The 20,700-nt window shown below is 43.1% G+C and carries 19 protein-coding genes and 1 pseudogene; 12 read left to right on the top strand and 8 right to left on the bottom strand.

What is annotated here, in order from left to right; all coding sequences use genetic code 11:
- Positions 1-46 precede the first annotated feature (46 nt).
- Complete coding sequence (locus Aba26S_RS14450; RefSeq protein WP_005240316.1) at positions 47-1,828, bottom strand: choice-of-anchor I family protein; 1,782 nt, start codon at positions 1,826-1,828, stop codon at positions 47-49.
- A 164-nt stretch (positions 1,829-1,992) separates the two neighbouring features.
- Between Aba26S_RS14450 and mdtD the strand changes: the two genes are divergently transcribed.
- The 9 genes and pseudogenes from mdtD to Aba26S_RS14410 all read left to right on the top strand — a co-directional run bounded on the left by mdtD (position 1,993) and on the right by Aba26S_RS14410 (position 9,943).
- Positions 1,993-3,378, top strand: a complete 1,386-nt coding sequence (mdtD, locus tag Aba26S_RS14445) for a multidrug transporter subunit MdtD (RefSeq protein ID WP_005240318.1) — start codon at positions 1,993-1,995, stop codon at positions 3,376-3,378.
- 47 nt (positions 3,379-3,425) lie between these two features.
- The gene (locus tag Aba26S_RS14440; protein ID WP_005240321.1) at positions 3,426-4,394 is read left to right on the top strand and encodes a hypothetical protein; all 969 of its coding nucleotides are present in this window, start codon (positions 3,426-3,428) and stop codon (positions 4,392-4,394) included.
- Between the two features lie 11 nt (positions 4,395-4,405).
- A complete protein-coding gene (locus Aba26S_RS14435) occupies positions 4,406-5,167 on the top strand; it encodes a GH25 family lysozyme (RefSeq protein WP_005240322.1) in 762 nt (253 codons plus the stop codon).
- The gene (gene dinB, locus Aba26S_RS14430) at positions 5,157-6,224 is read left to right on the top strand and encodes a DNA polymerase IV (RefSeq protein ID WP_043972928.1); all 1,068 of its coding nucleotides are present in this window, start codon (positions 5,157-5,159) and stop codon (positions 6,222-6,224) included. The genes Aba26S_RS14435 and dinB overlap by 11 nt, the downstream gene beginning before the upstream one ends.
- A gap of 305 nt (positions 6,225-6,529) precedes the next feature.
- Positions 6,530-7,249, top strand: a complete 720-nt coding sequence (gene creB / locus Aba26S_RS14425) for a two-component system response regulator CreB (RefSeq protein ID WP_005240326.1) — start codon at positions 6,530-6,532, stop codon at positions 7,247-7,249.
- Between the two features lie 3 nt (positions 7,250-7,252).
- Positions 7,253-8,719: a two-component system sensor histidine kinase CreC gene (gene creC / locus Aba26S_RS14420; protein ID WP_005240327.1), complete on the top strand. Its 1,467-nt coding sequence runs from the start codon at positions 7,253-7,255 to the stop codon at positions 8,717-8,719.
- A 69-nt stretch (positions 8,720-8,788) separates the two neighbouring features.
- Positions 8,789-9,081, top strand: a pseudogene (locus Aba26S_RS21445) (hypothetical protein); the annotation flags it as partial.
- 225 nt (positions 9,082-9,306) lie between these two features.
- Entirely contained in the window at positions 9,307-9,510 is a 204-nt protein-coding gene (locus Aba26S_RS21440) for a hypothetical protein (RefSeq protein WP_005240328.1), read from the top strand.
- A 76-nt stretch (positions 9,511-9,586) separates the two neighbouring features.
- On the top strand, positions 9,587-9,943 hold the full coding sequence (locus Aba26S_RS14410; RefSeq protein WP_005240329.1) for a RidA family protein: 357 nt from the start codon (positions 9,587-9,589) through the stop codon (positions 9,941-9,943).
- On the opposite strand, the gene Aba26S_RS14405 is transcribed toward Aba26S_RS14410, so the two are convergent.
- The 5 genes from Aba26S_RS14405 to Aba26S_RS14385 form a co-directional block, all read right to left on the bottom strand.
- Positions 9,940-10,482: a DUF2726 domain-containing protein gene (locus Aba26S_RS14405; protein ID WP_005240330.1), complete on the bottom strand. Its 543-nt coding sequence runs from the start codon at positions 10,480-10,482 to the stop codon at positions 9,940-9,942. The genes Aba26S_RS14410 and Aba26S_RS14405 overlap by 4 nt on opposite strands.
- 304 nt (positions 10,483-10,786) lie before the next feature.
- Positions 10,787-13,168, bottom strand: coding sequence for a YgiQ family radical SAM protein (locus tag Aba26S_RS14400; RefSeq protein ID WP_005240331.1), 2,382 nt, complete (start codon positions 13,166-13,168; stop codon positions 10,787-10,789).
- Between the two features lie 157 nt (positions 13,169-13,325).
- Positions 13,326-14,534: an MFS transporter gene (locus tag Aba26S_RS14395; RefSeq protein WP_005240332.1), complete on the bottom strand. Its 1,209-nt coding sequence runs from the start codon at positions 14,532-14,534 to the stop codon at positions 13,326-13,328.
- Positions 14,535-14,612: 78 nt separating this feature from the next.
- Complete coding sequence (locus tag Aba26S_RS14390) at positions 14,613-15,869, bottom strand: esterase-like activity of phytase family protein (protein WP_005240339.1); 1,257 nt, start codon at positions 15,867-15,869, stop codon at positions 14,613-14,615.
- Between the two features lie 148 nt (positions 15,870-16,017).
- Positions 16,018-16,422: a helix-turn-helix domain-containing protein gene (locus tag Aba26S_RS14385; protein WP_005240343.1), complete on the bottom strand. Its 405-nt coding sequence runs from the start codon at positions 16,420-16,422 to the stop codon at positions 16,018-16,020.
- Positions 16,423-16,503: 81 nt separating this feature from the next.
- Here Aba26S_RS14385 and Aba26S_RS14380 point away from each other — a divergent pair, with 81 nt between their 5' ends.
- From Aba26S_RS14380 to Aba26S_RS14370, 3 genes are all read left to right on the top strand, one after another.
- Positions 16,504-16,995, top strand: a complete 492-nt coding sequence (locus Aba26S_RS14380) for a DUF2938 domain-containing protein (RefSeq protein ID WP_005240345.1) — start codon at positions 16,504-16,506, stop codon at positions 16,993-16,995.
- A gap of 199 nt (positions 16,996-17,194) precedes the next feature.
- Positions 17,195-17,758: a lytic transglycosylase domain-containing protein gene (locus Aba26S_RS14375; protein ID WP_005240347.1), complete on the top strand. Its 564-nt coding sequence runs from the start codon at positions 17,195-17,197 to the stop codon at positions 17,756-17,758.
- A gap of 362 nt (positions 17,759-18,120) precedes the next feature.
- Positions 18,121-18,639 carry a lytic transglycosylase domain-containing protein gene (locus Aba26S_RS14370; protein WP_026040139.1) on the top strand — a complete coding sequence of 173 codons (519 nt, stop codon included), beginning with the start codon at positions 18,121-18,123 and terminating at the stop codon, positions 18,637-18,639.
- Between the two features lie 63 nt (positions 18,640-18,702).
- Here the strand turns inward: Aba26S_RS14370 and cysK are convergent, their stop codons facing one another.
- Positions 18,703-19,704 (bottom strand): cysteine synthase A, encoded by a 1,002-nt coding sequence (gene cysK, locus Aba26S_RS14365; protein ID WP_005240351.1) that lies wholly within the window; start codon positions 19,702-19,704, stop codon positions 18,703-18,705.
- A gap of 246 nt (positions 19,705-19,950) precedes the next feature.
- Complete coding sequence (locus Aba26S_RS14360; protein WP_005240353.1) at positions 19,951-20,493, bottom strand: GNAT family N-acetyltransferase; 543 nt, start codon at positions 20,491-20,493, stop codon at positions 19,951-19,953.
- Between the last annotated feature and the right edge of the window lie 207 nt (positions 20,494-20,700).

Genomic DNA, 20,700 nt, shown 5'->3' with positions numbered 1-20,700 from the left:
AAGCGGATCACATCGATCCGCTTTTTTTTTTATCTCTCACATTGATTTATTGCACATTTACTTGGTACACCGCGGTTGAACCACTCACTTCATTGCCGACGACCAATAAAGGCTTGCCGTTTGGTGAGTCTTTAGCTGCAATAAAGATCAGGCCTTCAGGCCCTAAATCTCCCTGTTTGGCAATATCCGTCTCAGCAAAATGACGCGAGGTAAAATATTCAATAAATTTTGGTTTATTCGGTGTGCTGATGTCATACACCATAATACCACTCATCCGTTCCAAGCCGATAAAAGCAAAGGTTTTTTGACCAATTGTGCCAATTGTAACCCCTTCTGGTTCAGGGCCTTTATTATCACTACGGTCATCAAAGGCAACCGCTTCATGATCACTGTTAAAATATTCAGGGAACAGTTCAGCCGTTTTCTTTTCAAACTCACTGCCTGAATCCCAGACCAACTGACCTTGGGTATTCCAGATACTGAATGAACGTGCACCATAAGCATAGAGCTTGTCATATGTGAGCAAACCATTGGCATCCAGTTTCGGAGAACCATCCGCATTGGTCTGATAGCCCATATTCCATGCGATGTTAAGACGGCCTAATTGCGCATCCTCACGGCAAGCACCTGCGGCTGTCGCCGTTGCGCCACAATATGCAAAAGTCACTGGATTGAGTTTGGCACCCTTCACCCCGACCGCAAGTTGTTGTAAATGTGCTGGGTAATCGCCACCCGTATTAAAGCCTTTGCTGTTAAACAGATGCTTCATTCGGATATTTTCAACAAAGCCTTTACTGGCATCGCCTGCATAATAGGCTTTGGAATCTTTTAACCACTCACGGCTATCCCCTTCATTGGCCGTGACCAAATAGGTTTGACCATTGGCTTGATAACTGGCAATCGAGTCAGGTTGGTACATCCCGACCAGCCCCGCCCAGGTCTTGATATCAATCTTCTTGTCTTTATCACTGACATCGAGCTCATTACCGACTTGACCGTGATCTTTATAACCCAAAGGATAAATATCCGTGACTTTCTTTTGCGCAATATCAATCCGCGCAATGGCATTATTTTCTTGTAAGGTCACCCAAGCCGTTTTACTGTCTGCGGCAACAGTAATATATTCCGGCTCCAAGTCTTGAGCCACGCTTGCATTGGGCCCAAAAATACGTACACCTTTGGCAAGCAAATCTGCTTTCTGCGTATTCCACGCCTTAAAATCTGCCGTATTTACTTTTGGTTGCTGAATATTACTGACATCAATAATGCTGACTGATCCTTCAGGATCAACTGAATAATCATCATTCGGCTCGCCTTCATTGGCCACCAAGACGGTTTTGCCATCAGGGCTAAAGGTCAACATATCAGGCAAAGAACCCACGGTAACCTGACTGATAAAACTTAAATCTTTGGCATTGAAAAAGACCACCATCCCTGCATCGGTTTTGTTTTCAGCTTGAACGGCGAGTGCAACAATGCCATTTTTCACCGCAACACTATTGACGTCTGAATTGGCTAAATAGGTTCGTGCAGAAAGTTCTGCAATATGGATGGGCTTTTCAGGTTTAGATGCATCTAAAACATCCACTAAACCTTTCTGTGCGTTGACCACAAACAGACGTTTTGTCGCAGCATCATAGGCTGGAATTTCTGCTGCGCTTTTGGCAAAAACGTTAGTCTCGTAACGTCCTAGCAAACTCAGTTTGATGGTATTTGGCGTCGGCTCAACCACCTCAGCCGGGTTGCTCTTGTTGTCATTGTCATCATTACACGCCACCAACCCCACAGACAGTATTGCGGTCAGTAAAACTGAAATCCTAAATTTCATGATCAAATTCCATACAATTCATTTTGTAAGGCTAATCTAGTCCATTGAGTTTCAAGTTCGATGACACTCTAATGTCATTTCCATGACCACTCCTTGACAATTTTTGTCTTTATTTCACACACAGTTGCATTAAACTAAAACTGGCTTTTTATTCATCATGGCTCATGACAACAACACATCAAGCAGTACAGCCTGAATTTCGTCTATTGGTGCTCTTAGTCTCGATTGGCTTTTTTATGCAAGCCTTGGATACCACCATCGTCAATACGGCAATTCCAGCGATGGCCGTACAGCTCAATGAAAACCCATTGCAAATGCATAGTGTCATTGTGGCCTATGTGCTGTCGGTTGCAGCCTGTATTCCACTGAGTGGCTGGCTGGCGGATCGCTTCGGTATCCGGAATACCTATCTCAGTTCCATGGTGATTTTTAGTCTGGCCTCTCTCGGCTGTGGTCTCTCCCAAAATCTGGAACAACTGTTATTCTTTCGCGTGATACAAGGCCTTGGCGGCGCCTTACTCATGCCTGTCGGGCGTTTAGCCCTGTTAAAGCTGATCCCACGCACACAATTCCTGTCTGCCATGAGCTTAATGAGCCTTGCAGGTCTGGTCGGTCCCTTGCTGGGGCCAACCTTAGGCGGATGGCTGGTTGAAGTCACAACATGGCACTGGATTTTCCTCATCAATATTCCAATGGGCGTGCTGGGCATGATCATGACCCTAAAAGTCATGCCAAATCAAAAAGAACCTACGGTAAAAGCGTTTGACTTCAGTGGCTTTATTTTATTAATGGTGGCAATGGTGGGCCTATCTTTAGGCATTGAAAATATTGCGGCTTCACAATATTCACGTCTGGTCAGTCTGGTATTACTGGCAGGCGGGCTAATTGCGACCGTGGGCTATGCTTATCATGCCCACAGCCATCAAAATGCGCTCTTTCATGGCCGCTTATTCCGCTACAAGATTTTCTCTATCGGGGTGCTGGGCAATTTCTTTGCCCGTTTGGGCAGTAATGCCATTCCCTTTATTTTGCCTTTGATGCTGCAGGTTGCCTTTGGCTTTGAACCTTTCATCACGGGTTTGATGATGATTCCAATGGTTTTAGGCTCATTATTTTCCAAACCGATCGTAAGGCCACTCATTCAGCATGTGGGTTATCGCCGTTTTCTGCTGACCAATACGGTTCTGGTCGGCTTATGTATTGCCAGCTTTTCACTCATGACCGCAGCAACCCCGCTTGGGTTGAAGGTACTGCACCTGTTTATTTTTGGCACACTCAATTCCTTGCAATTTGTCGGCATGAATACACTCACCCTAAAAGATTTGCCGCAACAGGATGCCAGCAGTGGTAATAGCTTCTTGTCTATGATTATGATGCTCTCGATGAGTATTGGCGTGGCGCTGGCAGGAACACTGATCAATGTATTTGGTCAATACTTTACAACAGCATCGATTAGTACTGCGTTTCATGCCACGCTGATTACACTGGGCTGTATCAATATTATTACAGCAATGGTGTTTTGGCAGATTCCCAAAGAAACGACCGAATAAGTCAAGAGATCACGCCTCAAACAAATGAAAAGAATAAGGAAAATGACATGATTATTCCTCAGCATTGGGCTGAAGCCAAAATCAAAACCAAGATTGCAGGTCGCCAATACTCACTCAAACGTTTTGGCTGGTCAAATCAAGACCCTGATGCAGCCCAAGCACATGCTGAGCAACGCCTTGCCGAAGCAATTGCAAAGATCAAAGCCGGAGAAAATATTCATCGTATTGATCATAAAGTTGCTTATAACGGTGCAGAAGGCTTACCCATTCGAGAAGAAATCATTGCTCAGCATGATGATGTGATTATCACACGCAATGCCTATGGTGCCTTATGTTTAAACACTCCAGATGTATTATTTGCAGATATTGATTTTATTGATACACCGTCTTTTAAACTTCGTTTGATTGCATTTTTAATCCTGTTGCTGAGCTCAATCGCAGCTGCAACCTACTTGATGTCATGGTTGATCTTCGGTATAGGTGCTGTCATCACCCTTCTATTTACAGAGCTTCTCACCAAAGGACTGGCCCGTATCCAAACTCAATTTGCAGGTCGTCCAGAACAGCGGACTTTAAAACGTATTCAACAGTTCTCGACACAACACCCAAGCTGGCATTTACGCGTCTATCGCACTCCCAAAGGTTATCGAATCTTAGTGATGCACCAGATCTTCCAACCGAATGGCGAGATGGCCCAGCTCCTTTTTGATGCGATCCAAGCCGATCCCAATTATGTCCGTATGTGCAAAAATCAGAACTGTTTCCGTGCCAGAATCAGCCCAAAGCCATGGCGGATCGGTATCAACCGTTTACGCTTAGGAGTATGGCCAGTCAGTGCGGAAAGACAAGCCATTCGGGCGAAGTGGGTTCAAGATTATCAACGGCAGGCTGAACATTATGCTTCTTGCCGATTTGTGGCACAATTGGGCAGTCAGGCCATCAATCTCAAGGCAAAACGAGTACAATCCCTACATGATCAATACTGTAAATCTAACTCCTCTTTAGATATCGCATAATCCTGAACGATATGGTAAAAAAATCCGCGAAATCTCAGTTTGCACAACATTATCCGACCTATGCCAGTATCGGGTTAGCCGTGATGCTTGGAGCGGTCAGCTACTTTGGATTGTTCTATCAGCAAAAGGCTGTTGCCCAAGATTATTCCATCCGTGGTTTTGATGTTTCCCACCATCAAGGTGAGATTAACTGGAAAAAAATCTCTCCAAGGCAATATCACTTTGTCTATCTTAAAGCCACCGAAGGCGGTGATTTTAAAGATCAGAACTTCCAGCAAAACTGGCTTAAAGCACGCGAACAGGGCTTACATGTCGGTGCTTATCATTTCTACCGCCTATGCCGTGACGGCGCCATTCAGGCCGAAAACTTTATTGCCACCGTTCCAAACAAAGCAGATGCTTTGCCACCGGTGATCGATTTGGAATATGACAGTAACTGCATCAATACCTATACCAAAGAGCAGCTGTTAAAAGAAATTCAGGTCATGCATGATCAACTCCATCGGCATTATGGCAAACAACCGATTTTTTATATTTCCAAAAGTTTTTATCATATTGTCTTAATGGGAAATTTTAACAACACCCCGTTATGGGTTAGAGACTATGAGGGTAAACCTGAGCTTAAAGATGGCCGGCAATGGCTGTTTTGGCAACATAGTAGCCAAGGCAAAATCTCAGGCGTGCCCAAAGCCGTCGATTTAAATGTTTATGCAGAATCACCGAAACAATGGCGCATGTTTCTAAAAGCACAGGGCATCGAAGATGCCAAATGAGCTACGTAAAATTATCCATATCGATATGGATGCCTTCTATGCCTCGGTTGAGCTCAAAAATCGCCCTGAGCTAAAAGATTTGCCTGTGGTGGTGTCGTCCCATCATCCTCGTGCGGTCATTGCTGCAGCGTCTTATCCAGCCCGTGTTTTTGGGTTACGTTCTGCCATGTCGATGGGTCAAGCCAGAAAACTGTGTCCACAGGTGGTGGTGATTGAGCCCAATTTTGAAAAATATCGTGAAGTTTCAGCACAAATCCATCAGATTTTTCAGCAATATACGACGTTAATCGAGCCCCTGTCTTTAGACGAAGCCTATCTGGATGTCACTGAAAACCTGAAGAATATCCCCAGTGCCACCGAAGTAGCGGCACAAATTCGTGCAGATATTTTTGCAGTCACTGGACTTACCGCTTCGGCAGGCGTCGCACCGAATAAGTTCTTGGCCAAGATTGCCTCGGACTGGAACAAACCTAATGGCTTATTTGTGATTAAGCCCCATCAAGTGCTCAGTTTTATTCAGGATTTGGCACTGAATAAAATTCCGGGAGTGGGTAAAGTCACTCAGGAACGACTGCAACAACTGAATTTACATACCTTGGGTGATCTGCAAAAAATTGAAGAAAATGTGCTGATTCATCATTTTGGTAAATATGGCAAACAACTGTATTTATATGCGCAGGGTATTGATCATCGTCCCGTCAAAGCAGAACGGGAGCGTCAGCAGATTTCCAAAGAAATTACCTTTGATGAAGATTATACCCTTGCTCAATGCAGCCATGCGTGGCAGCCTTTGACCGAACAAGTCTGGCGCAGCTTGAATAAGAAACAGCTGACTGCTCGCGGCGTAACCATCAAACTGAAACTTAAAAATTTCCAGGTGCTGCAACACAGTAAAAGTTTTAAACAGGCACTACAATCGCAACAGGACTTGGGACAAGTGATACTGCAACTATTGGATGAAATGCATATTGACCCAGAATCCCAATTTCGTCTGGTTGGCGTCGGCGTATATCAGTTGCAAGCGGTACAAGAAGAATCACAACTTTCTTTATGGTAGTGCTGTTTTTTACACAAAAATATCATCTATGCTGAAAATTATGTTTGCTTTTTATCCAGTTTTCAGTACTCTAAGTAACGCAATAACATTATCCTTGTTATTCGCTTTGCTAAAGAAAACCTCACTTTTAGCATCTGCTCCTGTGGTTGGCGTGACGATCAAATCCGAAGATTACAGGGCGCTTCAGGTCTTCTTTCTCTGCCCTCTTTTTTCCTAGAAAAAAATCAATATTTCCCATTACGCACTTCGTGACTTCAGTTAAACTCAGCAGAGAAAACTAGAAAATTCTGTATGACAACTGCCTTATGAAGCAAAAACAAATTCTCTGTGTTGAAGATGAAGCTGCAATCGTCCTGCCCCTGCGTTATGCACTTGAGCGCGAAGGCTGGTCCGTCAGTTGGGTTCATACTGGTACACAAGCACTACAACTTCTGGCACAGCAATCCTTTGATTTTATTATTCTAGATATAGGCCTACCAGATCTAAATGGCTTTGAAGTCTGTAAACAACTGCGCCAGAAAGACCACACCCCTTTACTGTTCTTAACAGCGCGTGATGATGAAATTGATCGGGTCGTCGGCCTCGAAATCGGTGCCGACGATTATTGCACGAAACCCTTTAGCGCACGTGAGATTGTTGCGCGGATTAAGGCCGTTTGGCGCAGAATGGAAATTCAAACTGAGCCTGTTATAGCGTCTGTAGCAATGACGGAAACTGAAATTATTGTACAATCTTCAACATGGTCATGTAATCCACACACTTTACAAATTCATTATCATGGGCAAGTGCTACAGCTTACGCGTTATGAATATCGCTTGTTATTGCTACTGATTCAACATCCAGAGCAAGTATTTAGTCGCCAACAATTGATGGATCATATTTGGGAATATCCAGAGCATAGTCTGGAGCGCACGGTTGATACTCATATTAAAAGTTTAAGGCAGAAACTCAAACAGATTACCCCACAGGATGACCCAATTCGTACCCATCGTGGTTTTGGCTATAGTTTGGCAAAGTTGAGCTAAAGCATGTCGATCTTTGTCCGTATCTGGTTTTTCTTTAGCTTGGTGGTGGTACTAAGTCTAGGCTTTATCGCCTATACCCTGACTCAACAAGTCAAACCGAATGTACGGCAAGTGGTTGAAGACACTCTCGCTGAAAATGCCAATATCATTGCCCAGTTAATTGCAGAAGATGTCTATCAGCACCAAGTCGACACCCCAGCATTTGATCAAAAAATTCAGGCTGCGTTATCCCGTCAACTAAACGCCACTATTTGGCAGTATCGCAAAGAACAAATTAACCAACAGCTGTATATCACTGATCCCAAAGGTATTGTAACCTATGATTCAGAGGGGCAAGCCGTCGGACAAGACTATTCTAAATGGAATGATGTTTACCTCACCCTACGTGGCAAATACGGTGCACGTTCGACTGCAACCAATCCTTATGACAACAATAGCAGCGTCATGCATATTGCAGCACCTATTATTTATGATCAGCAATTATTGGGGGTTGTCAGTATTGGCAAACCCAATCAATCGGTACAGCCTTATATTGAGCGTGCCGAACAGCAACTGATCTATCAGGCCCTCTGGATTGCAGCACTCAGTTTGCTCTTGGCCAGTATGGTGGCCTATTGGCTCAGACATAGTATTGATCGGGTACGTCGTTATGCGCAGGCACTCGCACCTGTGAATCAGGCGCCATTCTTCTATTCCGCCAAAGAGCTCAACCAAGTGACTCAGGCACTGAGTGAAATGCGAGAGAAGCTGGAAGATCGAGGCTATGTGGAAAACTACGTCAATACACTCACCCACGAACTCAAAAGCCCGCTTACTGCCATTCAAGCCAGCGCTGAACTGCTTCAAGATGATTTACCCTTGGCAGATCAACAGCAATTTGCATTGCATATTGTTGAGCAAAGCCAACGTTTGCAGTCTTTGGTTGAACGGATGCTACTACTCACACGACTCGAAAAAAACCAGCATGTCTTAGAGTTTCAATCGGTCGATCTGAATCAACTGATTCAGCAGTGTGTTCAGCAACAACTGAGTGCGCTACAACGGAAACAGCTCCAAATCCAGCTTGACCTGCCTAAATACTGTTCAATCTATGCTGATCCATTTTGGTTGAAACAGGCATTGAATAATCTGTTAGACAACGCCAGAGATTTTTGTCCGGCACAAGGAAAAATCGCTGTTCAGCTTCAACAAGATCCTGTACATGACCGTATTACCCTATTGTTTTTTAATGAAGCTGAGTCCATTCCTGAATACGCCTTGACTCGTGTGTTTGAAACTTATTTTTCCCTGCCGCGCCCACATAATCAGCAGCGTAGTACTGGGATTGGCCTCAGTATCGTCAAGCAGATAATTCAACAGCATCAAGGTCAGATTAATATTCGGAATATTCAGGCCAATACACTCGACTTCTTGCACACGCATCATGCAGGCGTACTTCTGACGATCACACTTCACACAAACTTCACTTAAGCTTCAGACTAAGCTCATCCGAAGTGCATCTCCGATCGAGATACTGGTCATATTACCATGAACCGTGACATGCGCCACAATTTCATTAGTTTTAAAATCGGAGCGATTTTATTGCTGATTTTTATATCGGTTTATTTTTTATTTCAAGTTTGGTCTCTAAACATCAAAGCCATCAACAACAGCTGATTCATGACCTTGCCCATGAACCCCAACGTGATGATCTCTGGAAACAAGCTGAAATTATTTTTTCGCTCTAAGCTGCGCGAGGGCTCAATGCCAAGCCAATCTTCAATATTGATGGAAAAACCTATACGTTTGATTTTTTTAGAACAAAGCCAAGAACAACGGGGGTTGATCTGGTGCAGCGTCAAGCTGACTGGACAAATATTGCACTGGTTACAATAGTCACAAGCTGTGTTGTTTGTGCTGTTACGTTCAATCCTGTCCTTGCTTGATTGCCTCTGTCATGTTTCTTACTCGTCCATGTCAATTGGTATCAATCTGAACAAGCAAGGTATTAACACTATTCGGGTCGGGCGAAACCATGCTTTCGCCCATTTTTGATAAAATTTCATAGGAATAAAAAGATGTATCAAGCCACTTATTCAGCATTAAGCCAACTCAAACAACTTTGTCCTGCACACAGTTCTATTGCAAGTTGCTTGAATCAGCTACGACAAGCTCAAATTCAGTTTTTAAATCTGGGGAATATTGTTATCTGCCCACAACAAAGCTGCATTTTATTTTTTAAAAAACGCCATTTAATGGAAATAGAAACTTTTTCAGCCTGATTTATACAAAATTACACTGTGCCTGAATCGCATCAAGTACAATCCAGTCTCTATATTTTTTGATTCAGGAATAACAATGTCTGTGCAACGACTTCATGTCACTTCACGTTATTGCGAAGTCGCAATTTCAGGAAATCTAGTTCATTTAGCAGGTCAATTGGCAGATGACACCAGCGTCGATGTAACTGCACAGACCCAGCAAACCTTAGACAATATTGACCGCTTACTTGCTGAAGCAGGAACTGATAAGACCCATATTTTATCAGTGATTATCTTTTTAAAAGACATCGAAAAAGATTATGCCGCCATGAATAGCGTCTGGGATGCATGGATTGCAGCAGGTCATCCGCCAGCACGTACCTGCGTCGAGTCTAAACTCTACGCACCAGATGTACTGGTTGAGATGACTGTCACTGCAGTACGTCCAGATTAATAAGATTTCATCGCAAATTCATTATATTTCATCATTCGATCCGCTTTAGCCATCGACATTGAAGTAGAAGTGGAGATAGTTACAACTGAAGCAGGTTCAAACAGATCTGGCACTAAATCTTGTCTGAGTTCTTGTTCCGTTGGAATACTGCTATAGCGCAACACACGATAGCCTGCTAACTCCAACAGGCTGTCCTGATAATGTTTTTGATGTAGACGATTGACATAAGATTCGTCGGCAATTTCAATAATTGCAAGCACTTGGTGTTGTTGGTCTAAGACCACAAAGTCGGCCACCAAACCTTGATATTTACGCCGTGTGTGGGCAAATTTAGTGGTAAGTAAGGCATCAAAAGAAACATGTGCCAAGACTGTATGACGTGGCAAAACCGCTTGTAAACGCATCAGTGTAATTTGTTCAGCGATATTGAGAATACCACGACGTTTGAGTGGACTATCCTGACGCCTGTTTTGTTGTAGGCGGCGCAACGCAAGCGCTGCGATTAACAGCAGCCCAACTATTGTTATAAAATAATACATTTCTAACCAATCCCTTTAGATTTTTTATAATCATTTTGGCTTTAAGCCAATTTTTTTAATCAAGAACAGCGATAGCAAAATCATTTTGCAGTGCAAACTTAAGTTTTTTAATCGTGTTTTGCTAGACGACCTAAGTCGTAAAAGCCCTCTGCCCTTTATTTATAATCATTCGCTATTCAATATTCAAGTCGTTATTGTCAGTTTATGTTTCCTTAGGCGACAGTTTTATGATCAAATTGTGAGCGCTTATGCCGAGCCGAAAAAAAGCAGGCATGATCTGGATCATGCCTGCTGTAATATCGAATTAACGAGCTGCTTTGGTTTTCGGCTTGGTTTTACCAGAGAATGGTCTTTTCTCACCTGTTTCACGTGGTGGTAAGCCATTATGCTGAGTTAACACCTGTCCTTTCTGTGGGCGCTTTTGTCCTGATTGTGGGCGAGATTGGCTCTGACCACGTTTGGCCGAATCTCCCGCCACAGAGGAGTTCTTCTTGCGCGCTGATTTATATTCACCCTCAGCTGTACCTTGCGGCTGATAGGTTGGAATCAAATGCTGTTTTGAGTTACCGATCAGATCGGCACGCCCCATGTCTTTCAAGGCTTCGCGCAATAAAGGCCAGTTATTTGGATCATGATAACGTAAAAATGCCTTGTGCAGACGGCGACGCTTTTCACCTTTGACGATATCGACATTTTCAGTATAGCGCGCCACTTTAGACAGCGGGTTCTTACCTGAATAATACATGGTGGTCGCAGTGGCCATTGGCGATGGATAGAAGGTTTGAACCTGATCGGCGCGGAAACCATTCTTCTTCAACCAAATTGCCAGATTCATCATGTCATAATCCGTGGTACCCGGATGCGCAGCAATGAAGTATGGAATTAAATATTGTTCCTTACCAGCTTCCTTACTGAAACGCTCAAACATTTGTTTAAAACGATCATACGTTCCAATCCCCGGTTTCATCATCTTCGATAACGGGCCAGTTTCAGTATGCTCAGGCGCAATTTTCAGATAACCACCGACATGATGCTGCACCAATTCTTTAACATATTCAGGATTCAATACTGCAAGGTCATAACGCAGCCCTGAACCAATCAGAATCTTCTTCACGCCTTTGATTTCACGAGCTTTACGATACAGCTGAACCAAAGGTGCATGGTCGGTATGTAGGTTTTGACACACTCCTGGATAGACACAAGACGGTTTACGACAATTCTTTTCGATCTCAGGATCGTTACAGTGTAAACGGTACATGTTGGCGGTTGGACCACCTAAGTCCGAGATAATGCCCGTGAAGTTGGGTGCCGTATCACGGATCTTTTCAATTTCACGTAAAATTGAATCTTCCGAACGGTTTTGAATAATCCGGCCTTCATGTTCAGTGATCGAACAGAAAGTACAACCACCAAAACAACCACGCATGATATTGACCGAGAATTTGATCATATCAAAAGCAGGGAAACGCGCATTCTCATAGGTCGGATGAGGGAGACGTGCGTAAGGCAAGTCAAACACATAATCCATTTCCTCCGTCGTCAGAGGAATTGGAGGTGGATTGATCCAGACATCACGTTCGCCATGACGCTGTACCAAGGCACGCGCATTACCAGGATTGGTTTCCAAATGCAAAATACGGTTGGCATGTGCATATAGCACATGATCATCAGCTACCTCTTCAAAAGAAGGTAAACGAATCACCGCCAACTCACGTGGAGGCAATTTATGTTTAATCGCTTTGGATGGTGCAGGCTTTAACTGCACAATCTGGGTATCTGGATCAAGCTGATCGCCTTCACGAACAATCGGATTGGCAACAATTTCTTTTTGGAAGTTTTGATATTGTGCCAGTGAGTTGCCTTTTTCTTTTTCAACTTCACAGCCATCAATATCTTCAGTCATGACATAAGGATTGATAATTGGATCGACACGTCCAATGGTATCCACATCATTGCTGGCGATTTCAACGAATTTGGCTTTCGAGGCTTTATTGTGTTTATTAATAATAAATGCGGTACCACGAACATCGGTAATCTCGTGGATTTTCTCGCCCTTGGCTAAGCGATGCATGACATCAATAATCGCACGTTCACCATTGCCATACATCAATAGATCAGCTTTAGAATCCATCAAAATAGAGCGGCGAACTTTATCTGACCAATAGTCATAATGTGCAATACGACGCAAGCTGCCTTCAATCCCACCCAGCAAGACTGGCACATCTGGGAAAGCCTCACGACAACGCTGACAGTAAACTGTTGCTGCACGGTCTGGACGTTTATTCGGCTCATTGTTTGGTGAATAGGCATCATCCGAACGGATTTTACGATCTGCCGTATAACGGTTGATCATCGAATCCATGTTGCCCGCAGTCACCCCCCATGCAATGGTTGGCTTACCGAGCACACGAAAACTCTCCACATTGGTCCAGTCTGGCTGTGCAATAATCCCGACACGGAAGCCTTGAGCTTCAAGCACACGCCCAATCACACCCGATACAAAAGAGGGATGGTCAATATAGGCATCGCCACACACCAGAATAAAGTCACATGCATCCCAGCCGAGTAGATCCATTTCTTCTCGAGACATCGGCAAAAATGGTGCAGGTTCAAAACACGACGCCCAATATTTGTCGTAATCAAACAGCGCTTTTGGCGCAGTCTGCATGGTGTAGGCAGTAGACATGGCTTGCGAATCTCGGCTAGCAGATGGAGGAGAGACATCTAAAGATGAAAGCCGATCATTTTAACATGAATTTCATTCATTTTCCCTGTTTATAAAACATTCAGGAACAAGGAGATAACAAATTATTTGTACAAAGATTAAGCAAGGCCAAGATCGCTTAGCCATTTTGGGGAAATTGAGCTAACTTCACCGCCAAGTAAAGCCCAAACATTAAAACCACAGCAACCATGAAATTAATTCCACCCCAGCCAAAGTTTTCCCAAACTAAACCACCACTACTGCCCAGTAAACTCGAGCCGATGTAATAGCAGAATAAATACAGCGAAGACGCCACGGCACGATATTGCACTGCCTGCACCGACACCCAGCTACTGGCCGTGGAATGCGCTGCAAAAAATGAAAAGGTAAAAATGGTAAGGCCCAATAAAATCGTCCAAAGCGATGGAATCAAGGTAATTAATAAACCAATGATCATTATGACTAACAAAACCGGCAGAACTTTATCACGCCCATATTTAAAGCCCCATTGTGCAGCTTTAGGTGAACTATAAATTCCAGCCAAGTAGGCAATTGAAATCAGACCAATCCATGTTTGCGATAAATGAAATGGCGCTTCTAATAAGTGGTAACTGATATAGTTAAATACTGTGACCAGGCAGCCCATCAGAATAAAGCCTTGCGCAAATAAAATCCGTAGTTTGGGATCTTTTAAATTTTGCTCAAACGCTGCTTTAAAACGTGAAAATCGAAACGGGAACGGCTTGAAATGCTGTGATTTAGGTAATAATAAATAGAATAAACAGGCAATCAGCAGATTCAGAAAGCCAATAATATAAGTCGCTGATTGCCAAGAAATAAAATCGACCAACACACCAGCGATCAGACGTCCCCCCATTCCCCCAATCGCTGTACCAGAAATATATAAGCCCATGGCAAAACCGATATCCTGCTGTGCAATCTCCTCTCCGATATAGGTCATTGCCACTGCGGCAACACCACTCACGGCCAAACCAATCAAAACACGAGTGGTCAGGAAAATTTCCCAAACAGGAAAAGAAGCACTGATCAGCAATAAAATCGAGACCAGAACCAAAGCAAATACCATGATCGGTTTACGCCCAAAGCGATCAGAAATAAAACCGGTAAACAGCAAACCAATCGCCAGTGCAATGGTCGAAAAGGATAAGGGAAAACTACTGTGGGTCGGGGTGACATGAAAGAATTTTGCGAAAATCGGCATCATCGGCTGTACACAGTACAAAGAGGAAAATGATGCAAAACCGGCAAAGAACAATGACCATAAAATCGCAGTAAACGATTTTGAACCATACTCAATATGGGTTGGGCGCAACACTGATTCAGACATGAGAACTCCTTATGCCCGATCAGTATACGCCCTCAGCCAAAATGCGGAATGATCATTTCGGCTATTTTTACCTAATGTTTAAAATAATGCTTTGGGCAAGCGAATCTGAATGATTTCATTATCATCCGCGAGTTTAGCATTCCGTCCAGAAGAACCAGGGAAGTTATTGTCATTCAGTACCGTCAAAGTCGTAGCATTTTCAATGATCACATCCTCAATGGTTTCAAATGGGAAAGCAAACACCTTACCTGTTCCGATATCACCAGTCCGTGCAGTGCCATACAAGCCATTTGGATTGGCAATTTTCATTAAATCCACCAGATCTTCACGTGCGACGGCTTGCTTCGGCTCATTGAATTTAATTCGGATCAGCTTTTTATAGCCGCCCAGATTATTCTGGCTGACATCACGTTCAATAATGATACCTTCTTTGTCATTGAATAATTGGAAATCTCCAATATTGGTGGCTTTACTATCCAGTACAAACCAATAATAAACACCTGTATAGGTCTTTTTCTGTAGATCAAATTGGGAGATCAGTAATCTGCCTGTCGAGTCATTGACGAGAGGCTTTTCTAGCAATGGATACAGATACTTGCCATCTGGTGAAATCGCCATGCCTTCAAAACCACTACTGCGTCCAACCAAGGGTTCAACATAATTGATCTTGGCTTTATTCAATTGATTTTGCGGCGAACGTAATTCTTGCGCTGGATTCATTGGATTTGGCAATCCAATCGGTGCATCAAGTAACACTCCATCTGCAGAGAAGTGTAGTAAATAAGGACCAAATTCCTCACCGATCCAATAACTACCATCAGGCGCACGCTGCATGGATTCAGGGTCGAAATCCGCCCCAGTCAATAATCGCTCTGGCGTATTGCCATTTACAATCTCAAAAGGAACCAATTTATTTGGGTCTCGTAATTGGATAAAACTTTGTACTTGTACCTGTCCTGTCCCTTTGCTCTTGGTTTTAAAGTCAGCTTTGAGTTTATAAATTCTTAATAAGAAATCGGCTGAATTCTCCTGTGTACCAAAACCGTTATCGGCCATGGCCATATAACTACCATCAGCATTTTTCAACGCGGCTGAAAAGCCTTGGACAGGCTGCCCTTTGAAAGGTGGATAAATGCCATTGGCGCCACTGACGGCTAGACCTGAATCGGGTCCAGCGGCATAAGTAGCCACAGGAAGTTTAGCAAAAGCGACCAATGTCGGTTCAGTGACTGGGTCTGTCGAGGTATTCTGGTCTTGATTATTATTGTCATCATTACAGCCGGTTAAACCCAAAGCTGTGCAGCAAAATAAGGCCAATAAAGTTTTCTTGTTCATTGTTTTATACGTTTGGTAAAAATTAGACAAATTTAAACAAGTTTTTATGACGCTTTTACTGCAATAAAATGAAGTCTTTATGGCGAAAAGATGACAATCACGCTTGGTTTTTCTCTCTAAGCGCAACCAATTGTCACCATATCCTATTCTAAAGTTTGGTCGGCTGATATTCCCCGGCAATTGCAGCTTTAAGCAACTTTTGAAAGGTTGGACATTGCAGATGATGTGCTGCGGGACAAATGGCTGCATGTCGAAGTCCTTCACTGATAAAATGCAACCGCCGCATCATCTGTTCAAGTTGTTCCGCTTTTTTATTCAACATGTTTCGATCTAATTGAGGCTGACCATCTTGATCAAACATCTGTGCAATTTCAGTTAAGGAAAAACCTGCTGTCCGCCCCAAAGCAATCAATGCCAATTGATCCAAAACTTGTTTGCCATATTGTCGGCGTAAGCCATGACGACCAATCGATTTAATCAAACCTTTTTCTTCATAAAAACGTAGTGTCGATGTTGCAACATTCGCTTTTTTTGCAACTTCACCAATATCCATACATCCACCTTGACTTCAAGTTGACTTGAACTTGCACACTGTCTTTATCTCTTTTTGTATAGAAAAAATCAAGGTGTAAAAATGCAAACTGTCGAACTGTTTTTTCAAATATTTTGTCTCGGGATTGGTACGACCATCCTCATGGATTTATGGCTTCTAGTTTTAAAAAAACTCAATCAGCCCATCTTAAATTTTACCCTGCTGGGTCGTTGGGTCGGCTGGATGCTTCGCGGCAAATTTCGGCATCAATCGATTGCCCAAAGCCCCGCCATTCGACATGAATATGCATTGGGTTGGCTGGCGCATTACAGTGTCGGCATCCTGTTTGCATTTGGCTTTATTTTAATGATAGGCAAACAATGGCTGTTACAGCCCCAATTTTATTCCGCTTTTTGTTTTGGTCTGATCACGGTGCTCATGCCTTTTCTAATCATGCAACCCGCCATGGGTGCGGGGATTGCTTCATCCAAAACCCCACACCCCTTGCAAAACAGCCTTCGAAGTCTGCTCAATCACGCTATTTTCGGTTGCGGTTTATACCTCATGGCTCAGCTATTGCAACGGTTCAACTAAGACACACAAAACCTGCTCGTTGATAGGAATGAACGGCAACCAACCCTATCGGAGAAAGCCTCAACAGGAGATCGGGGCTTTTTTCTTCAGCTGAATAGCTAAAATTAAACGATTTACCCAAACAGATTACATTGACTCACATCAACTTGCTCCCTACCATCCGCATGTTTTTTATATTTGATGGTCAAATTGTTTCACGATGATAATTTACAACAAATTTTCTTTTTCTTGTTTTCAAATCTCTTTTGCCAAATTAACTCTCATTGTTTTTAGTACTTATCTCACTGTGGCTTGTACCAGCACCAAAGTTGCTACAGTTAATCACTCTCAAAAGCTTGCTTCAGGCATTCAAAGTGCTTTTTCAGTTTCACCAACAACGGCAAATCGCGTTGCACCGATCATTCTGCAAACGGCCGAGCGCCATAATATTTCACCCCATTTGCTTGCAGCCGTGATTCGTCAAGAATCCAGCTATAGAACTCGTGCACGTTCTTCAGCTGATGCGGTCGGATTAACCCAAGTCCGACCAAAATTCTGGCAACAGTTCTGTCCTGGTGATTTATATGATGAACACGTCAACATCAATTGTGGTGCCTACATTTTAGCGAACTATTATCAATCCACAGGCGATTGGTCAAAAGCACTTGGCTACTACAATGTTGGACCTACAGGTTATCGAAGAAGTCCCTATATGCGCCAGCAAGCTGAACGCTATGCCAACTCGGTTAAACGGCATGAACAAAGCTTAAAAGCAGCGCTATAATGTATTGTTGTCAGTCAAAACCTACATAAACTGTGGTGATTCGCGAATATCTAAGATGGCACAATTGCCCTAATCTGTTCATCATACAGAGATAGGATGTCTCATTCAGAACAACAAGAAACACTGGATGTGGTCGTTGACAGGAGTTGGCGGCAAGAAACCAAATATGAGAAAGCCTCGACAGGATGTCGGGGCTTTTTTATGTTCAGGTCGAGTCCAATCATTACGGTAAAATAACTGCTATTGACTCCCCTAAACCGAGTGCATACCATCCTTATAATTTTGTTTGGTATCGGGTCTTGGTTTTGCACATCACATCAACTTCATCTGATCAACACACGGCCTTTAAACCGTTCGCCTTCATCATTTTAAAGATCAGCCTTGTTGTGCTTGCAATCAGTCTATCTGCCTGTAGTAGTTTAAGTGGCTCCTTTGCCAATCGCTCAAATCAGCTTTCATCAGGCTTACAAAATGCCTATTCGGTTTCCCCGACGACCGCCAATCGCTTATCGCCGATAATCATTCAAAGTGCTGAACGTTATGAAGTCTCACCTACACTGCTCGCAGCTCTGATCCGCCAAGAATCCAACTACAATAGTGCGGCCCGTTCACCCACAGGTGCAATAGGCTTAACCCAAATCATTTCCAGTCATTGGCGTCAGTCCTGCCCAGGCAATCTCTATGATGAGAATGTCAATATTAACTGTGGTGCACATGTACTCTCGACTTACTACAGATCAGCAGGTAGCTGGTCTAAAGCTGTGGCCTATTACAATGTCGGACCAACCGGCTATGAACGCAGTTTCTGGACCCGCCATAAAGCCAAAAAATATGCACGCTCCGTCAAACGCCACGAAAAAACCCTAAAGAAAGCACTTTAAAATCAATTAAGACTAAAAAACCATGCGCTTAGGCATGGTTTTTTTATGAGCTGAAGAATGAAATTAAGCGTCGTCAAATAAACCTTCAAATAACACTGAAGATAAATAACGCTCGCCACTATCAGGCAAGATCACCACAATGGTTTTGCCTGCATTTTCAGGACGTTCAGCAATTTGCGCTGCCGCCGCTAATGCTGCGCCACTCGAGATACCGACCAAGATGCCTTCTTGTGTTGCACACTTTCTTGCCCACTCAATCGCATCTGCGCTATTCACAGGTAATACTTCATCAACCAAATCAAGGTCTAAGTTTTTAGGAATAAAGTTCGCGCCAATGCCTTGGATTTTATGGGGTGCAGGGGTGATGCTTTCGCCACGTTTGGTTTGAGTGATAATGGGTGATTCGGCGGGTTCAACAGCAACTGAATAGAGCGGCTTATTCTGAACTTGCTCAAAATAACGTGAAATCCCAGTAATGGTACCACCCGTTCCTACACCCGCAACCAAGATATCAACTTGACCATTGGTAGCCTGCCAGATTTCAGGACCGGTGGTATCAACATGAATCTGTGGATTGGCTGGATTTTCAAATTGCTGTGGCAAGAAATATTGTTCTGGATTTTCCGTTGCTAGACGAACTGCCTCATCTACTGCACCTTTCATGCCTTTGGCAGGATCAGTCAACACCAGATGTGCACCTAATGCCTTTAACACCTTTCTACGCTCTAAGCTCATACTGGCTGGCATTGTTAAGGTAATCGGATAACCTTTGGCTGCCGCAACAAACGCCAATGCAATCCCTGTATTACCACTGGTTGGCTCCACAATATGCATACCTGCTTTAAGTACACCACGTTTCTCCGCATCTGCGATCAACGCTGCGCCAATACGGCATTTCACTGAAAATGCGGGGTTACGGCTTTCAACTTTTGCCAGTACAGTTGCGCCTGTTTTGATCAGACGATTAATACGAACTAAAGGTGTATTACCAATCGCTTCGGCATTATTGGAATAAACTGCGATACCTAGGTTGGCAGGTACTGGAAATTGTTGATCGGTCGACATGTTATTTCCTTATTAGATTTGGAATGATTCTCAATCATTATAGGCTTGTCAGCCAAGGAGAAAAGCAGAAAACGTTAAGATTTATGAAAAGTTATAATCTTCAATGATATAAAAGATTAAATGAGCAATTAATCTCATTCTGCTAACAAATTTTTTTTATTTTTAAATCAAACTATATCTAATTCTATCTTTATATATGCCTCTTATTAGCATAATTTCAGTCAGGGTTGTGGATTAAGCTAGGGATTACCAGAGCTCACCTTCTCGCCAATCAGCGCAAATCGTATCATCAGCTGTACTACGTGACGGCAACTCTTTCAGTTGAATACTCAATGGATACAGCATGATTTCATTCTCATCGGTCAGATAAGTAGACCTATCTTGCTGAATATATAAATCCCCCAACCAAGAAGTCCAGCCTAATTTTTTATAGAATGCATCATTTTCAGGCTGTAATGCGGCAAGTTCATAACCCAAGCGAGTTAAGGCATCGACCAAATATCTTAATAATTGTGATGCTAATCCTTTACCCCGCATCATTTCATCAGTCGTCACGTATTCAACATAAGCAGTTTTTACCTGATGATTACCATGAATAGTGAAAACTCTATCTGTCCATAGGGCATGCGATACAATTTTTTCGTCCAAGATACCGACGAGATGAGTAGCTGTTTGCATGAAAGCATATTGGCTCCAAGGATCCTCATCAAAAGCAGCAAAACACAACTTGGCAATCTGTTGTCGCTGTTGTGGCTCTAGGTCTCGGGCTGCGATAATTTTAAACTGCATAGCAAAGGCTCAATTCAAATTGAATGTATTTTAGGCAAGGATTAGGATAAAATGAAGTATTTTTAGTCAAATCTAATTAAAACAAATGGATATATCATTAAAAACCCTAAATAGGCGCTTCCGATAGCAAATAAAAGTGTATGGAAAATCATATCAGGCCTAATAGCATTTCTTATTTACGTCTTTTTAGATATTAAATTATATTTT

Source organism: Acinetobacter sp. NBRC 110496, assembly GCF_000876115.1.
Lineage (GTDB): Bacteria > Pseudomonadota > Gammaproteobacteria > Pseudomonadales > Moraxellaceae > Acinetobacter.
Note: the sequence above shows the minus strand (reverse complement) of the source record. Positions and strands in the feature narration are given on the sequence as shown.

What these genes read in the sequence shown, in the direction of transcription:
- Aba26S_RS21440 (WP_005240328.1), top strand. Translation starts at nt 9,307, where the DNA reads ATGTATCAAGCCACTTATTCAGCATTAAGCCAACTCAAACAACTTTGT.
- Aba26S_RS14390 (WP_005240339.1), bottom strand. Translation starts at nt 15,869, where the DNA reads ATGAACAAGAAAACTTTATTGGCCTTATTTTGCTGCACAGCTTTGGGT.
- mdtD (WP_005240318.1), top strand. Translation starts at nt 1,993, where the DNA reads ATGACAACAACACATCAAGCAGTACAGCCTGAATTTCGTCTATTGGTG.
- Aba26S_RS14360 (WP_005240353.1), bottom strand. Translation starts at nt 20,493, where the DNA reads ATGCAGTTTAAAATTATCGCAGCCCGAGACCTAGAGCCACAACAGCGA.
- creB (WP_005240326.1), top strand. Translation starts at nt 6,530, where the DNA reads ATGAAGCAAAAACAAATTCTCTGTGTTGAAGATGAAGCTGCAATCGTC.
- Aba26S_RS14450 (WP_005240316.1), bottom strand. Translation starts at nt 1,828, where the DNA reads ATGAAATTTAGGATTTCAGTTTTACTGACCGCAATACTGTCTGTGGGG.
- Aba26S_RS14375 (WP_005240347.1), top strand. Translation starts at nt 17,195, where the DNA reads ATGATAATTTACAACAAATTTTCTTTTTCTTGTTTTCAAATCTCTTTT.
- cysK (WP_005240351.1), bottom strand. Translation starts at nt 19,704, where the DNA reads ATGTCGACCGATCAACAATTTCCAGTACCTGCCAACCTAGGTATCGCA.
- creC (WP_005240327.1), top strand. Translation starts at nt 7,253, where the DNA reads ATGTCGATCTTTGTCCGTATCTGGTTTTTCTTTAGCTTGGTGGTGGTA.
- Aba26S_RS14410 (WP_005240329.1), top strand. Translation starts at nt 9,587, where the DNA reads ATGTCTGTGCAACGACTTCATGTCACTTCACGTTATTGCGAAGTCGCA.
- Aba26S_RS14440 (WP_005240321.1), top strand. Translation starts at nt 3,426, where the DNA reads ATGATTATTCCTCAGCATTGGGCTGAAGCCAAAATCAAAACCAAGATT.
- Aba26S_RS14405 (WP_005240330.1), bottom strand. Translation starts at nt 10,482, where the DNA reads ATGTATTATTTTATAACAATAGTTGGGCTGCTGTTAATCGCAGCGCTT.
- Aba26S_RS14435 (WP_005240322.1), top strand. Translation starts at nt 4,406, where the DNA reads ATGGTAAAAAAATCCGCGAAATCTCAGTTTGCACAACATTATCCGACC.
- Aba26S_RS14385 (WP_005240343.1), bottom strand. Translation starts at nt 16,422, where the DNA reads ATGGATATTGGTGAAGTTGCAAAAAAAGCGAATGTTGCAACATCGACA.
- Aba26S_RS14380 (WP_005240345.1), top strand. Translation starts at nt 16,504, where the DNA reads ATGCAAACTGTCGAACTGTTTTTTCAAATATTTTGTCTCGGGATTGGT.
- Aba26S_RS14400 (WP_005240331.1), bottom strand. Translation starts at nt 13,168, where the DNA reads ATGTCTACTGCCTACACCATGCAGACTGCGCCAAAAGCGCTGTTTGAT.
- dinB (WP_043972928.1), top strand. Translation starts at nt 5,157, where the DNA reads ATGCCAAATGAGCTACGTAAAATTATCCATATCGATATGGATGCCTTC.
- Aba26S_RS14395 (WP_005240332.1), bottom strand. Translation starts at nt 14,534, where the DNA reads ATGTCTGAATCAGTGTTGCGCCCAACCCATATTGAGTATGGTTCAAAA.